Annotated in this window: 11 protein-coding genes and 2 pseudogenes; 12 read left to right on the top strand and 1 reads right to left on the bottom strand. The window is 72.2% G+C overall.

Annotated elements, in window-relative coordinates; all coding sequences use genetic code 11:
• The first annotated feature begins 71 nt into the window (after positions 1-71).
• The 7 genes and pseudogenes from infB to ENC19_RS03470 all read left to right on the top strand — a co-directional run bounded on the left by infB (position 72) and on the right by ENC19_RS03470 (position 7797).
• Positions 72-3048, top strand: a pseudogene (gene infB, locus ENC19_RS03500) (translation initiation factor IF-2).
• Positions 3049-3138: 90 nt separating this feature from the next.
• Positions 3139-3432 (top strand): DUF503 domain-containing protein, encoded by a 294-nt coding sequence (locus ENC19_RS03495; protein WP_164445659.1) that lies wholly within the window; start codon positions 3139-3141, stop codon positions 3430-3432.
• 135 nt (positions 3433-3567) lie between these two features.
• A complete protein-coding gene (rbfA, locus tag ENC19_RS03490; protein ID WP_164445658.1) occupies positions 3568-4065 on the top strand; it encodes a 30S ribosome-binding factor RbfA in 498 nt (165 codons plus the stop codon).
• 186 nt (positions 4066-4251) lie between these two features.
• Entirely contained in the window at positions 4252-5247 is a 996-nt protein-coding gene (locus tag ENC19_RS03485) for a DHH family phosphoesterase (RefSeq protein ID WP_216592596.1), read from the top strand.
• A gap of 63 nt (positions 5248-5310) precedes the next feature.
• Positions 5311-5718, top strand: a complete 408-nt coding sequence (locus ENC19_RS03480) for a hypothetical protein (protein ID WP_164445986.1) — start codon at positions 5311-5313, stop codon at positions 5716-5718.
• Entirely contained in the window at positions 5718-5927 is a 210-nt protein-coding gene (locus ENC19_RS03475; protein ID WP_199172386.1) for a DUF6186 family protein, read from the top strand. The genes ENC19_RS03480 and ENC19_RS03475 overlap by 1 nt, the downstream gene beginning before the upstream one ends.
• A 539-nt stretch (positions 5928-6466) precedes the next feature.
• A pseudogene (locus tag ENC19_RS03470) lies at positions 6467-7797 on the top strand (MATE family efflux transporter).
• Here the strand turns inward: ENC19_RS03470 and ENC19_RS03465 are convergent.
• Positions 7786-8118 (bottom strand): hypothetical protein, encoded by a 333-nt coding sequence (locus ENC19_RS03465; RefSeq protein ID WP_164445657.1) that lies wholly within the window; start codon positions 8116-8118, stop codon positions 7786-7788. The pseudogene ENC19_RS03470 and the gene ENC19_RS03465 sit on opposite strands and share 12 nt — an antisense overlap.
• 143 nt (positions 8119-8261) lie before the next feature.
• Between ENC19_RS03465 and truB the strand changes: the two genes are divergently transcribed.
• The 5 genes from truB to ENC19_RS03440 all read left to right on the top strand — a co-directional run bounded on the left by truB (position 8262) and on the right by ENC19_RS03440 (position 14690).
• The gene (gene truB / locus ENC19_RS03460; RefSeq protein WP_164445656.1) at positions 8262-9146 is read left to right on the top strand and encodes a tRNA pseudouridine(55) synthase TruB; all 885 of its coding nucleotides are present in this window, start codon (positions 8262-8264) and stop codon (positions 9144-9146) included.
• Between the two features lie 60 nt (positions 9147-9206).
• Positions 9207-10136 carry a bifunctional riboflavin kinase/FAD synthetase gene (locus tag ENC19_RS03455; RefSeq protein ID WP_164445655.1) on the top strand — a complete coding sequence of 310 codons (930 nt, stop codon included), beginning with the start codon at positions 9207-9209 and terminating at the stop codon, positions 10134-10136.
• A 193-nt stretch (positions 10137-10329) separates the two neighbouring features.
• Complete coding sequence (gene rpsO / locus ENC19_RS03450; RefSeq protein WP_013732184.1) at positions 10330-10599, top strand: 30S ribosomal protein S15; 270 nt, start codon at positions 10330-10332, stop codon at positions 10597-10599.
• Between the two features lie 221 nt (positions 10600-10820).
• Complete coding sequence (locus ENC19_RS03445) at positions 10821-13187, top strand: polyribonucleotide nucleotidyltransferase (RefSeq protein WP_164445654.1); 2367 nt, start codon at positions 10821-10823, stop codon at positions 13185-13187.
• Between the two features lie 93 nt (positions 13188-13280).
• Entirely contained in the window at positions 13281-14690 is a 1410-nt protein-coding gene (locus ENC19_RS03440) for a M16 family metallopeptidase (protein ID WP_408058045.1), read from the top strand.
• Positions 14691-14731: the final 41 nt, after the last annotated feature.

Below are 14731 nucleotides of genomic sequence, written 5' to 3'. Positions count from 1 at the left end.
TGATCAGGCTTCAAGTGCACGAGTGAGGTCGCTGCGGGTGCTGCCCGCACGACCTCGGAGTGAGGAGTGCAGTGGCAGGTAAGGCCCGCGTACACGAGCTTGCAAAAGAGCTCGGGGTCGAAAGCAAGACCGTACTCGCCAAGCTCAAGGAGATGGGCGAGTTCGTCAAGTCCGCGTCGAGCACCGTCGAGGCGCCTGTCGCCCGACGGCTGCGCAACGCCTTCGTCGCCTCGGGCGGCTCCGGAGCCCCGGCGGCCGCGCCGGCCGCACCGGCTCCGACGGCGGCACCGACCCCGTCGCCGACCCTCGGCGAGCCTCGGGTCACCGCCAAGCCGACGCCGCCACGGCGTCGGCGGTGCCCGGGCCGAAGCCGAAGGGTCCGGTGCCCGGTCCGCCGCCGCCGGCGGCCCCGGTCGCCAAGCCGGCGAGCGCTCACGACATCGAGGTGTGCCGCCGCGGATAGTGCGCGTGCCGCCGCCCTGAAGGCTGAGCAGGAGGCCGCGGTCAAGGCCGCCCAGGCCGCCCGCCAGCAGCAGCGCGGACAACGTCCGCCGGAGCCCCCGGCCGACGGTGGCGCCCGTCCGGGTCCCCGACCCGGTCCCGGCGCGATGCCGCCCCGCCCGGGTTCCCCGGCCGCGGGTCGTCCTGGTCCCACCAACCCGGGTCCGGGTGGCCGGCAGGGTCGCCCGCCGGCGCGCGGCGCCGGTAACAACCCCTTCGGTATCCAGGGCAGCCAGCAGCAGCGGCCGCCGCCGCCGGTGCCGGTGGTTCCCGGCCCAGCCCGGCGTCGATGCCGCCGCGGCCCAGCCCGGCCTCGATGCCGCCGCGGCCCAGCCGGCCTCGATGCCGAGCCAGCGGCCGGGTCGCCCCGGTGGCCTGGTGCCGGTCGTGCCGGTGGCGGTGCCGGTCGTCCCGGTGGCGGCGGTGGCGGTGGCTACCGTGGCGGCTCCCGGTGGCGGCGGCGGTGGCGGTGGTTACCGTGGCGGTCCCGGTGGCGGCGGCGGTGGCGGTGGCTACCGTGGCGGTCCCGGTGGCGGCGGCGGTGGCGGTGGATTCCGCCTGGGTGCGCCGGCCGGTGGCGGCGGTCGCCCCGGCGGCGGTGGTCGTGGCCGTGGCGGTGGTGCCGCCGGTGCCTTCGGGCGTCCGGGCGGCAAGCCGACCCGTGGTCGCAAGTCCAAGAAGCAGCGCAGACAGGAGTTCGACAACCTGTCGGCTCCGACCATGAGCTCGGGTGCCCCCCGGGGCCAGGGGCAGACGGTACGCCTCTCCCGTGGCGCCTCGCTGTCGGACTTCGCTGACAAGATCAACGCCAACCCGGGTTCGCTGGTCCAGGAGATGTTCAACCTGGGCGAGATGGTCACCGCGACCCAGTCGTGCTCCGACGACACGCTGCTGCTGCTGGGGGAACACCTCGGCTTCAACGTGCAGATCGTCAGCCCGGAGGACGAGGACCGCGAGCTGCTCGCGCAGTTCAACATCGACCTCGACGCCGAGGTCGCGGAGGACCGCCTGGTCAGCCGGGCACCGGTGGTGACCGTCATGGGTCACGTCGACCACGGTAAGACCAAGCTGCTCGACGCGATCCGCAAGGCGAACGTCGTCGCCGGCGAGGCCGGAGGCATCACCCAGCACATCGGTGCCTACCAGGTCCACGTCCCGCACGAGGGCGAGGACCGCGCGGTGACGTTCATCGACACCCCGGGCCACGAGGCGTTCACCGCCATGCGTGCCCGTGGTGCCCAGGTCACGGACATCGTGATCCTGGTGGTCGCGGCCGACGACGGTGTCATGCCACAGACCATCGAGGCGTTGAACCACGCCAAGGCGGCCGAGGTGCCGATCGTGGTCGCGGTCAACAAGGTCGACAAGCCGGAGGCGAACCCGGACAAGGTCCGCCAGCAGCTGACCGAGTACGGCCTGGTCGCCGAGGAGTACGGCGGCGAGACCATGTTCGTCAACGTGGCCGCGAAGCCCGGCATCGGCATCGAGGAACTGCTCGAAGCGGTGCTGCTCACCGCCGACGCGTCGTTGGAGCTGACCGCTCCGACCGACGGGCCGGCGCAGGGTGTGGCCATCGAGGCGCACCTGGACAAGGGCCGTGGTGCGGTCGCGACGGTGCTGGTGCAGAAGGGCACCCTGCGGGCGGGCGACTCGATCGTCGCCGGTGGGGCGCACGGCCGGGTCCGGGCGATGCTCGACGAGAACGGCAACCAGGTCACCGAGGCGGGGCCGGCGCGTCCGGTCATGGTCCTCGGTCTGACCGCGGTGCCGGGCGCGGGCGACACCTTCCTCGCCGCGGCGGACGACCGCACGGTGCGGCAGATCGCCGAGCAGCGGCAGGCCCGCCGGCGGGCGGCGGCGTTCGCCAACTCCCGTGGCCGGGCCACCCTCGAGACGCTCATGGAGCAGCTCAAGGAGGGCGAGAAGACGTCGCTCAACCTCATCCTCAAGGGTGACGTCTCCGGTTCGGTGGAGGCCCTGGAGGACGCGCTGTTCAACCTCGACATTCCCGAGGAGGTCCAGCTCAAGGTCCTCGACCGGGGCGTCGGCTCGATCACCGAGAGCAACATCATGCTCGCGAGCGCCTCGTCCGAGCCGGTCACGATCATCGGCTTCAACGTGCGGGCCTCGAACAAGGTCCGCGAGATGGCCGACCGCGAGGGCGTGGAGATCCGGTACTACACCGTCATCTACCAGGCCATCGAGGAGATCGAGGCGGCGCTCAAGGGTCTGCTCAAGCCGGAGTACGAGGAGGTCGAGCTCGGCAGCGCGGAGATCCGCGACGTGTTCCGCTCGTCCAAGATCGGCAACATCTCCGGTTGCATCGTCCGGTCGGGTGTCATCCGACGGAACGCGAAGGCGCGCCTGCTGCGCGACGGCACGGTCGTGGCGGACAACCTCACGATCAGCTCGCTCAAGCGGTTCAAGGACGACGCGACGGAGGTCCGGGAGGGCTTCGAGTGCGGTCTGACCCTGGGTGGTTACAACAACGTCCAGGTCGGCGACGTGATCGAGACCTTCGAGATGCGGGAGAAGGTTCGCGCCTGATCCTGCGGTGACGCACTGGTCAAGGGGTTTACGCCGTTTGGCGTAAACCCCTTGATCATGTGGGGTGGGGTGCGGGTAGTGTCCGCAGCGATGTACACCGCAACCGTAGTTTTCGACCTGCTGCTGCCGGGGGACTCCCGGTCGCTGAAGGCCAAGAGGTCGTACGTGCGGCCGATCGTCGCGGCGCTGCGCCGGTTCGACGTGTCGGCCGCCGAGGTGGGGGCGCTCGACCTGCACGGACGAGCGGAGATAGGGGTGGCGGTGGTGGCCGCCGAGGCGGCACACGCCCGCGAGGTGCTCGACTCGTGCGAGCGTCTGGTGGCGGGCCGTCCGGAGGTCGAACTGCTGTCGGTGCGTCGTCGCTTGCACGGCGACGACGACTGAGCCCGGTTGCCCTCCGCCCCGCACGACAGGGCAAGGGGCGCGGGTAGGGTTCGAGTGTTGGGGTCGGTGCGGGCTCCGGTGACGCCGGCGTCACCGAAACCCGGCCGGTGGCGGGACGCCGTGGAGGTGGCGGAGATGACGGATGCGGCCAAGGTACGCCGGCACGCGGAACGGGTGCGCGAGCTGGTCGCGTCGGTGGTGCGGAGTCAGATCAAGGACCCCCGACTCGGGATGATCACCATTACCGACGCCCGGATCACCGCCGACCTGCGGGACGCGACGGTCTTCTACACCGTGCTCGGCGACGCGGCGGCCCAGGCGGGCACCGCAGCCGCGCTGGACAGCGCCAAGGGCATGCTGCGCAGCACGGTCGGCAAGGCACTCGGGTTGCGGCACTCGCCGACGCTGACCTTCGTCCTGGACGACGTCCAGGATCAGGTCAAGCACATCGACGATCTGCTCGCCGCGGCCCGCAACGCCGATGCCGAGGTGCAGCGCCTGGCGGCACGGGCCGAGTACGCCGGTGAGGCGCAGCCGTACCGCCTCGACGAGGACGACAGCGGCACCGAGGACGAGGACGAGGACGAACCAGACGGAACCGCCGACGAGGCCCGGGGCGGGGACCGTCGGTGACCGCTCCCTCCGGTGGTGCCGTGACCGAGCCGGATCCCGCCGTGCGGCGACAGCCCGGCCCCGGCCGGGTGGGTTCGGCCGGCGGCGGCGTCGGCTCGGGCCGCGACCGCCGGGCCGGTCGACTCGGCCGGGTCGAGTCCGTCCGCGCCGGCATCCGGGCCGACCGAGGCCGACTGGGCCGCCGCGGTGGCGGCGGTCCGCCAACTGCCCGCCGACGGCCGGGTGCTGCTGATCTGTCACGTCAACCCGGACGGGGACGCGCTGGGCAGCATGCTCGGCTTCGCGCTCGGGCTGCGGCGGCTCGGAATCCACCGGGTGCAGGCCACCTTCCCCGGTCCGCCGGAGGTGCCCGAGCCGTTGCGCGGCCTGCCCGGTCTGGACCTGCTGGTATCGGAGGGGGAGGCGGAACCCGAGCCGGACCTGGTCATCTGCTTCGACGCGGCGAGCGAGTCGCGGCTCGGTGAGCTGGCCGGCCGGTTGACCGGGAAGGGCACCGCCCTGGTGCTCGACCATCACGCCTCGAACCGCGGCTTCGGCGACGTGAACCTGGTGGACCCGGCGGCGGCGGCGACCTCCGTGCTCGCCGAGCAGCTGCTGGAGCGGCTCGGCGTGCCGCTGGACGCCGGCATCGCCGAGTGCCTGTACGTGGCGCTGAGCACCGACACCGGGTCGTTCCGGTTCGACGCGACCACCCCGGCGGTGCACGAGATGGCGGCCCGGCTGCTGGCCACCGGGATCCGGCCGGGTGACATCTCGCGACGGGTGTTCGACAGCCGGCCGTTCGGCGCGGTGCGGCTGTTCGGTGAGGTGCTCGGGCGGGCCCGGCTGGAGCCGGAGGAGGCCGGCGGGCAGGGCCTGGTCTGGACCTACGCGACCCTGGACGACTTGGCCCGCCACGAGCAGCGGCCGTACGTGCTGGAGGCGCTCATCGATCCGGTGCGTTGCACCGCCGAGGCCGACGTCAGTTGTGTGGTCAAGCAGACCGCGCCGGCCGTGTGGGCGGTCTCCCTGCGCAGCAAGGGCGCGACCGACGTGAGTCGGGTGGCGGTCGCGCTGGGCGGCGGCGGGCACCGGTTGGCCGCCGGTTTCACCGGCCGTGGCACGGTGGACGAGGTCGTCGAGCGGATCCGGGCCCAGTTGCGGGCGTACGACCCGGAGAGCGACGCCGACCAGCAGGGGTGATTTCAGGGTCAGCTCCGGGGCGTCGAGACTTCGGCACCTGGACAGGGCGGGGAGAATCGGATGATGGAGCAGCCCCACGACCTCACCGTCGACACCCCTCGCACCTGGGAGCGGCCGGTCGTCTGCGTACCGGTGCTTGTCGCCCTCTCCCTGGTGGGTGGCCGCTTCCCGTCGTTCTCGACCGAGGCCAACGTCTATGTGTTCGGTGCTGGCGGGGTGCTGATCTGGCTCGGCCTGACCAAGCGGGTGCAGGCTCGTCCGGCGCCGGAGCGGTTGCGGCCCGGTGCGGTCTGGTGGACGCTGCCGGTGGTGGTGTTCGGGATCTTCGAGGGGGTCACCTTCATCGCGGCGGCCGGTGACGACTTTCCCACCTTCTCGCTGCTGGCCGACCCGCTGCTGGAGGACCGCCTGGTCCGGTCCGCGGCCTGGTTGGTCTGGCTGTCGGCGTTCTGGGGGCTGGTGCGGCGATGATGCGGGCACTGGCGATCGGCGGGTTCCTGGTCGGGCTGGCACTGTTCGGGCTGGTCGAGTGGCTGGCCCGACGGGAGGGCTCGAAGATCCCGACGCTCGGCGAACTCTGCGGGTACGTGATGCGGTACGAGGTGGGGCCGGTGCCGGTGGGCCGGATCGGTCTGTTCGGGTTCTGGTGGTGGATCGGCTGGCACTTCCTGGCCCGTTGATGGTGCGGCAACCTGTCCAGATCGCGGGAACAGTACGCACCATGTGGACCTGAACGATAACTTGGGAAACGGCCGGCGTCGCTTTCAGCGCAGGTCAGGGCGGAGCCATACCCGGTGCCGCTCGCGCTCCAGGGTTGACCGACCCGGGCCAACAGGCCGCCCTCCGCCGTTCCGGCGATCCCGGAACCGGTCTCGGGCGACAGTCCCCGCACCGCCCGTGACGCGCCGCCGCGCTCGGTGACGCGTGCCCCGGAAGGGAGCCCACGATGGCCGCCAAGCCCCAGCCCGAGACCACTGACGAGGCCCGCGAGCAGGCCCGTCGCGCCCTGCAGACCTCCATGGACACCCGTCAGTGACGGTGTCCGGCCGGTGGTGACGTCCGGCCGCCGAAGCGTGCGACGTCACCACCGGTCCGAACGATTCCTGCGCGCCGCCGTACTGAGGGGCGGCGCCACCACACTGACCCGGGACAACGTTCACCCCGGTAAGTAGCACCCCAGTTTGATCCCCTTACATTCCGCGTGCCACCATCGGCGCCGATGAGCCAGTCCACCCTTGCCGCCGATCGGGTCGCCTCGCCGCGCCGAATCGCCGCGCTAGCCCTGCCCGCCCTCGTGGTACTCGCCGCCGAGCCGCTCTACGTGCTCGTCGACACGGCGGTCGTCGGCCACCTGGGCCGGGTGCCGCTCGCGGCGGTGGCCGTCGGTGGCACCGTGATGACCCTCACCGCCTGGCTGGGGACCGTGGTCGCGTACGGCACGACCGGCCGCGCGGCCCGCCGGTACGGTGCCGGCGACCGCGCCGCGGCGGTGGCCGAGGGGGTCCAGGCGTCCTGGTCGGCCCTTGGTGTCGGGCTGGTGGTCGTCGTCGGCATGCAGATCGGCGGCGGTGCCCTGGCGGTGCCCTGGCCGGCGGTGGTGAGGTGGCGCTCGCCGCCGCCGAGTGGCTGCGCATCGCCGCGTTCGGTGCTCCCGGGCTGCTGCTCGCCGCCGCCGGCAACGGTTGGCTGCGGGGTGTGCAGGACACCCGTCGGCCGCTGCTCTTCGTGGTCGGCCCCAACCTGCTCTCCGCGGTGCTCTGCCCGGTGCTCGTCTATCCGGTGGGCATGGGGCTGATCGGCTCGGCGGTGGCGAACGTGATCGCGCAGACCCTCTCCGGGGCACTCTTCGCCGCCGCCCTGGTGGCCGAGCGGGTGGCGCTGCGCCCGCGTCCCCGGGTCATCGGCCAGCAGTTGGTGCTCAGCCGGGACCTGCTGATCCGTGGGGTGGCCTTCCAGGCCAGTTTCCTGTCCGCCACGGCGGTGGCCGCCCGGTTCGGTGCCGCCACGGTGGGCGCCCACCAGATCGCCGTGCAGCTCTGGTTCTTCGCGGCGCTGGTGCTCGACGCGCTGGCGATCGCCGCGCAGGCGCTCGTCGGTGCGGCGCTCGGCGGTGGTGACGACGCGACGGCCCGGGCGCTGGCCCGCCGGAGCGGCCGGCTGGGCGCGATCTGCGGTACGGCGTTCGCCGTGCTCGCCGCGGCTGGTGCCACCGTGGTGCCCACCTGGTTCACCTCCGATCGCGCGGTCCACGAGCAGGCGCTGGTGGCGTGGCCCTGGTTCGCCGCGATGCTGCCACTGGCCGGGGTGGTGTTCGCCCTCGACGGTGTGCTGATCGGCGCGGGCGACATCCGCTATCTGCGCAACCTCACCGTCGTCGGCGCGCTCGGCGGCTTCCTGCCGGCGATCTGGCTGGCGTACGCCCTCGATCTCGGGCTCGGTGGCATCTGGGCCGGGCTGATGCTGTTCACCGTGATCCGCCTCGTCGGGCTGCTGCTGCGGCTGCGCAGCGGTGGCTGGGCGGTCATCGGCGCGGAGCGCCTACCCGCCTGACAAGACCTGGCCGTAGAGCGCGTAGATGACGAGTACCAGGGCCAGGCTCGCCACGAAGGAGACGAGTAGGGCGAGGATCTTCACGGTGTTGGGGTAGCGCTGACGCAGGGGCTGTCGTCGCTGCCAGGCCCACCAGCGGCGCCGCAGGGCCCCGGCACCGGGCAGCGCGGCCACGCCCTCGGCGAGTCGGACGCCCAGCGTGCGCCTCGCCGGTGGTGGATTCAGCATCCAGTCCGGCAGCGCGCTGGGCTGATCGGGCGTATGCAGGCCGACCGAATCGTCGGGCCGACGCGCGCGATCGGGACCACGGTCCGTGCTCATCTCGTTCTCCCCGTGTCTGCCGGCGCGGCACTCACCGTCGCCGATGAGCCCATCGTGGCAGGGCGGTCCCAGCGCGAACATCCCGTTTTCAGCGCCCTGTCCGGTGCTCGGGCGGGCGCGCGGGTCTGGCAGGCTTGCACGTCGTGAGCACAGACGGCCTGATCGTGGTGGACAAGCCCGGCGGTATGACCTCGCACGACGTGGTCGCCCGGTTGCGTCGGTTGGCGCGGACCCGGCGGGTCGGTCACGGCGGCACGCTCGATCCGATGGCCACCGGGGTCCTGGTGATCGGGATCGGCCGGGCCACCCGACTGCTGACGTACGTGATCGGTGCGGACAAGAGCTACGCGGCGACCATCCGGCTGGGCCAGGCCACCGTCACCGATGACGCGGAGGGCGACGTGATCGCCACCACTCCCGCCGGGACGCTCACCGACGAGGCGGTCCGGGCCGCCCTGGCCGGGTTGACCGGGGAGATCGACCAGGTGCCGAGCGCGGTGAGCGCCATCAAGATCAACGGCCAGCGCGCGTACAAGCGGGTCCGTGCGGGGGAGAGCGTCGACCTGCCGGCCCGGCGGGTCACCGTGTCCCGGCTCGACGTGCTGGCGATCCGCCGGACCTCGCCCGACGTGGTCGACGTCGACATCGACGTGGCCTGCTCGACCGGGACGTACATCCGGGCGATCGCCCGCGACGCGGGTCTGGCCCTCGCCGTCGGCGGCCACCTGACCGCCCTGCGCCGCACCGCCGTGGGGGGGTTCACCGTGGCGGAGGCGGCCACCCTCGACGAGCTGGAGCACCGTGCGCCGGACGTGGTGGACCTGCCGCTCGCGGCCGCCGCCGAGCGGTTCTTCCCGCGCCGGGACGCCACCGAGGAGGAGGCGAAGGTGCTGTCGCACGGCGGTCCGCTCGATCCGGTCGGCCGCACCGGGCCGTACGCGGTCTTCGATCCGGCCGGTGGGCTGATCGCTATCGTCAGCGAGCGGGCCGGCCGGGCCCGCGCGGAGATCGTGCTCGCCCCGGCCTGACGCCGGGTACCGGACGGCCGACCGTCGGCGTTCGGCGGTGAACGACAGCGGAGGAGCAGCATGCAGCGGTGGCGGGGGTACGACGCGGCGCCCGGTGGCTGGGGACGGTCGGTCGTCACCATCGGCGTCTTCGACGGCGTGCACAAGGGGCACCAGGCGACGATCGGGCACGCCGTGGCCCGCGCCCGTGAACTCGGCGTCAAGTCGGTGGTGCTCACCTTCGACCCGCATCCGGCCGAGGTCGTGCGCCCCGGCTCCCATCCGGCGGTGCTGACCGAGCCGCACCGCAAGGCGGAGCTGATCGAGACCCTCGGGGCCGATGTGCTCTGTGTGATGCCGTTCACGCCCGAGGTGTCCCGGTTGTCGGCCGAGGCGTTCGTGCACGACGTGCTTGTCGAGAACCTGCACGCCGCTCTCGTGGTGGTGGGCGACAACTTCCGGTTCGGCCACCGGGCCGCCGGTGACGTGGCGCTGCTGGAGCGGCTCGGCCGCACCTTCGGGTTCGCCGTCGAGGCGCCGCCGCTGGTGGCCGAGTCGGGCACGGTCTTCTCCTCGACCTACATCCGCTCCTGCGTCGACGCGGGTGACGTGGCCGCCGCGGCGGCGGCGCTGGGTCGCCCGCACCGGTTGGAGGGGGTGGTCGTCCGCGGTGACCAGCGTGGGCGGGAACTCGGCTTCCCGACCGCGAACCTGCTCTGCCACCGAAACGCGGCGGTCCCGGCCGACGGCGTCTACGCCGCCCGGATGATCCGTCGAGGGCAGCGGCAGCCGCTCGCCGCCGCCGTGTCGATCGGCACCAACCCGACGTTCTCCGGCCGGGAGCGGCGGGTCGAGGCGTACGCGCTGGACTTCGACGGCGACCTCTACGGCGAGCGGCTGGCGTTGGACTTCGTGGCGCATCTGCGCGGCCAGACCCGCTTCGATTCGATCGAGCCGTTGATCGCCCAGATCGCCCAGGACGTCGAGCGGACCCGCCGGGCGCTGAACTGACCGGTCACCGACCCGCCCGTGGCCCTTGACCGGCCGGGTCGGGCGGGTGCTGGTAGGCTGGCTGGGACGTCGGCTGACCGACGTGGGGCCTCGCCTGCCTGCTCGACGCCGCGGGTGCGAGGACCGTCCGTCACCGGTGCCGTAGCCCGGCCCGACGGACCGCATTGAGACAACCCACCAGAACAGGGAGAACATGGCGCTCGACCAGCAGGCAAAGGCCAAGATCCGCGAGGAGTACGCGACCGCCGAGGGTGACACCGGGTCGCCCGAGGTGCAGGTCGCGGTCCTCACCAAGCGGATCGCCGACCTCACCGAGCACCTGAAGGTGCACAAGCACGACCACCACAGCCGCCGTGGGCTGCTGCTGCTGGTCGGCCGTCGCCGTCGGTTGCTCAACTACGTTCAGAAGAAGGACATCAACCGCTACCGGTCGCTCATCGAGCGGCTCGGCCTGCGCCGGTGACGTGACGGGGGAGTGGCCCACCAGGTCACTCCCCCGTCGGCGTCCCAACCGAGAAACGGGCCACGACCACCCAGACAAGGGAGCGTCGGCGTACCGGTCTCCGGTAGTGGCCTCCGGGCACCCCGGCATCCCGCCGGCGGTCCCGGGCGCTTCGATCGAAGACCGGCCGTCCGCACAGCTCCCGCGTCGTGGCCCCCGATGCGAAGGAGCATTGAAACAGCATGACCGAGACCAAACTCGGCACCGAAACCCGCACCGCCGTGATCGACAACGGGTCGTTCGGCACCCGTGAGATCACCTTCTCCACCGGACGGCTGGCCCGACAGGCCGCCGGGTCCGTCACCGCCCAGCTCGGCGAGACCGTCGTGCTGTCCGCCACCACCGCCGGTAAGCAGCCGAAGGAGCAGTTCGACTTCTTCCCGCTGACCGTCGACGTCGAGGAGCGGATGTACGCCGCGGGCCGCATCCCCGGCTCGTTCTTCCGTCGTGAGGGCCGGCCCAGCGAGGACGCCATCCTCACCTGCCGCCTGATCGACCGGCCGCTGCGCCCGTCGTTCGTCAAGGGCCTGCGCAACGAGGTCCAGGTCGTCGAGACGATCCTCGCGCTCGACCCGCAGCACCCGTACGACGTGGTCGCGATCAACGCCGCGTCGATGTCGACCAAGCTGTCCGGCCTGCCGTTCTCCGGCCCGATCGGGGCCACCCGGATGGCCCACGTGGACGGCCAGTGGGTCGCCTTCCCGACCCACGAGGAGCTGGCCCGGGCCACCTTCGACATGGTGGTTGCCGGCCGGGCCCTGCCCGACGGCGACGTCGCGATCATGATGGTCGAGGCGGAGGCCACCGAGCACACCGTGAAGCTGGTCGCCGGCGGGGCGCCCGCCCCGACCGAGGAGGTCGTGGCCAGCGGTCTGGAGGCCGCCAAGCCCGCCATCCGCGAGCTGTGCCGGGCGCAGAGCGAGCTGGCCGAGGTCGCCGCCAAGCCGGTCGCCGAGTACCCGGTCTTCCTGGATTACCAGGACGACGCGTACGACGCGGTCGCCGACCTGGCCCGCGCCGACGTCGCCGAGGCCCTGCAGATCGCCGGCAAGGCCGACCGCGAGGGGGCCCTGGACGCGATCAAGCTGCGGGTGCACGAGGAACTCGGCGCCCGCTTCGAGGGCCGCGAGAAGGAACTCTCCGCCGCGTTCCGGTCGCTGACCAAGTCCGAGGTGCGCAGCCGGGTGCTGCGCGAGCAGGTCCGCATCGACGGCCGGGGTCCGCGTGACATCCGCCCGCTGAGCGCCGAGGTGGGCGTGCTGCCCCGGGTGCACGGCTCGGCGCTGTTCGAGCGCGGCGAGACCCAGATCCTCGGCGTCACCACGCTCAACATGCTGCGCATGGAGCAGGCGCTGGACACCCTCTCTCCGGAGAAGTCCAAGCGCTACATGCACAACTACAACTTCCCGCCGTACTCCACCGGTGAGACCGGTCGGGTCGGCTCGCCGAAGCGCCGCGAGATCGGGCACGGCGCTCTGGCGGAGCGGGCGCTGATCCCGGTGCTGCCCTCGCGGGAGGAGTTCCCGTACGCGATCCGGCAGGTCTCCGAGGCGCTCGGCTCCAACGGCTCCACCTCGATGGGTTCGGTCTGCGCCTCGACGCTGGGCCTGCTCAGCGCCGGTGTGCCGCTGAAGGCGCCGGTCGCGGGCATCGCGATGGGCCTCATCTCCGACGAGGTCGACGGCAAGACCCAGTACGTCACGCTCACCGACATCCTCGGTGCCGAGGACGCCTTCGGCGACATGGACTTCAAGGTCGCCGGTACCCGCGACTTCGTCACCGCGTTGCAGCTCGACACCAAGCTCGACGGCATCCCGTCCGACGTGCTGGCCGCCGCCCTCCAGCAGGCCCACGAGGCGCGGCAGACCATCCTCGACGTGATGCAGCGGGCGATCGAGGCACCGGCCGAGATGTCCGACTACGCGCCCCGAGTGACCACGGTCAAGATCCCGGTTGACAAGATCGGCATGGTGATCGGCCCGAAGGGTCAGACCATCAACGCCATCCAGGACGAGACCGGCGCCGAGATCTCCATCGAGGACGACGGCACCATCTACGTCGGCGCGACGAACGGTCCGTCGGCGCAGGCCGCCGTCGAGCGGATCAACGCGATCGCCAACCCGACCCTGCCCAAGATGGGTGACCGGTTCCTCGGCACGGTGGTGAAGACCGCTCCGTTCGGTGCGTTCGTCTCGCTGCTGCCGGGCCGCGACGGCCTGCTGCACATCTCCAAGGTGGGCGACGGCAAGCGGGTCGAGAAGGTCGAGGACTTCCTCAACGTCGGCGACCGGGTCGAGGTGGAGATCGCCGACATCGACCAGCGCGGCAAGATCTACCTGGACAAGGTCCGCCCGGAGGGTGCCGAGGCGCCGGCCGCCGCAACTAGTGAGGAGCGGCCCGCCGGCCGCGACCGGGGTGGTGACCGGGGTCCGCGTGACCGGGGTGACCGCGAGCGCGGTGGCGACCGGGGCGCTCGTGGCCCCGAGCGTGGCGACGGTGGCGAGGGCGGCGGCGACAACCGTCCGCGACGCCGTACCCGGCACAGCTGACACGTGAACCGCTGACCGGCCGGGCGACACCGTCGCCCGGCCGGTTCGTTCGTCAACTCATCCATCCCCTCGTCGTACTGGAAGCAGGTGGCCGTGAGCCGGACCCGGCATTCGTCTTTCCTCGGCACCCGACCGGGGTCGACGCCGCGCGCCGGGCGGCAGGCCACCCCTACCGCTCGGGCCGCCGGTGGGTCGACCCGGGCGGTGACCCGGACCCTGAGCGACGATCCGCTGGGCGGCACGGTGCGCCGCACGGTGCTGCCCAACGGGCTGCGGGTGTTGACCGAGGCGATCCCGGCCATGCGCAGCGTCTCGTTCGGCATCTGGGTGGCTGTCGGCTCGCGGGACGAAACCGGCCCGCAGGCCGGTGCCGCCCACTTCCTGGAACACCTGCTGTTCAAGGGCACCCACAAGCGGAACGCGCTGGAGATCTCCTCGGCCATCGAGGCGGTGGGCGGCGAGACCAACGCCTTCACCACGAAGGAGTACACCTGCTACTACGCCCGGGTGCTGGACGAGGACCTGCCCCTGGCCATCGACGTCATGTGCGACCTGGTCGCCGACTCGCTGCTGGAGCCGGCCGACGTGGAGACCGAACGCGGCGTGATCCTCGAGGAGATCGCCATGCACGACGACGAACCCGGCGACGAGGTGCACGACCTGTTCGCCCAGGCCGTCTACGGTGACCACCCGCTGGGCCGGCTGATCTCCGGCACCGCGGAGACCGTCACCCCGATGACCCGCCGGCAGATCCAGAGCTTCTACCGGCGGCGCTACGTCGCGCCGCAGATCGTCATCGCCGCCGCCGGCAACCTCGACCACACCGCCGTGGTGCGGCTGGTCCGCCAGGCGCTGCGGGGCACCCCGCTGGACACCGACCCGGCGGCGCCCGCGCCGCAGCGACCGGCCACCCCCGCCGTACGCACCCGGGCCGCCGCCACGGTGGTGGAGGCGAAGGAGACCGAGCAGGCGCACATCGTGCTGGGTTGCCCGGGCATCGACCGGCTCGACGAACGCCGCTTCGCTCTCGGGGTGCTGAACAACGTGCTCGGCGGCGGCATGTCCAGCCGGCTGTTCCAGGAGATCCGGGAGCGCCGCGGCCTCGCCTACTCCGTCTACTCCTACGCCAGCCAGTACGCCGACAGCGGCCTGTTCGGCGTCTACGCCGGCTGCGCCCCGGGTCGGGTCGACGAGGTGCTGGAGCTGACCCGGGCCGAGTTGGCGCGTACCGCCGCGCACGGCGTCACCGAGGCGGAACTGGCCCGGGGCAAGGGGATGAGCAAGGGTTCGTTCGTGCTCGGCCTGGAGGACACCGGTTCCCGGATGAGCCGGCTGGCCAAGGGCGAGCTGCTCTACGGGGACCTGGTGCCGGTCAACGAGCTGCTCGACCGGGTCGACGCGGTCACCCTCGACGACGTCAACGCCCTCGCCGCCGAACTGCTGGACCGGCCGATGTCCCTCGCCGTCGTCGGCCCGTTCGCCGGTCGGGACTTCAGCGCCTGACTCTTCCGGTCGAGCGGGTGGGCACCACCCTCGGGGTGTCC

Origin of the sequence: Verrucosispora sioxanthis (assembly GCF_010560025.1) — a bacterium.
GTDB classification, from domain to species: Bacteria; Actinomycetota; Actinomycetes; order Mycobacteriales; family Micromonosporaceae; genus Micromonospora; species Micromonospora palythoicola.
Note: the sequence above shows the minus strand (reverse complement) of the source record. Positions and strands in the feature narration are given on the sequence as shown.

What these genes read in the sequence shown, in the direction of transcription:
- rpsO (WP_013732184.1), top strand. Translation starts at nt 10,330, where the DNA reads ATGGCGCTCGACCAGCAGGCAAAGGCCAAGATCCGCGAGGAGTACGCG.
- ENC19_RS03455 (WP_164445655.1), top strand. Translation starts at nt 9,207, where the DNA reads ATGCAGCGGTGGCGGGGGTACGACGCGGCGCCCGGTGGCTGGGGACGG.
- ENC19_RS03480 (WP_164445986.1), top strand. Translation starts at nt 5,311, where the DNA reads ATGGAGCAGCCCCACGACCTCACCGTCGACACCCCTCGCACCTGGGAG.
- ENC19_RS03475 (WP_199172386.1), top strand. Translation starts at nt 5,718, where the DNA reads ATGCGGGCACTGGCGATCGGCGGGTTCCTGGTCGGGCTGGCACTGTTC.
- rbfA (WP_164445658.1), top strand. Translation starts at nt 3,568, where the DNA reads ATGACGGATGCGGCCAAGGTACGCCGGCACGCGGAACGGGTGCGCGAG.
- ENC19_RS03465 (WP_164445657.1), bottom strand. Translation starts at nt 8,118, where the DNA reads ATGAGCACGGACCGTGGTCCCGATCGCGCGCGTCGGCCCGACGATTCG.
- ENC19_RS03495 (WP_164445659.1), top strand. Translation starts at nt 3,139, where the DNA reads ATGTACACCGCAACCGTAGTTTTCGACCTGCTGCTGCCGGGGGACTCC.
- ENC19_RS03445 (WP_164445654.1), top strand. Translation starts at nt 10,821, where the DNA reads ATGACCGAGACCAAACTCGGCACCGAAACCCGCACCGCCGTGATCGAC.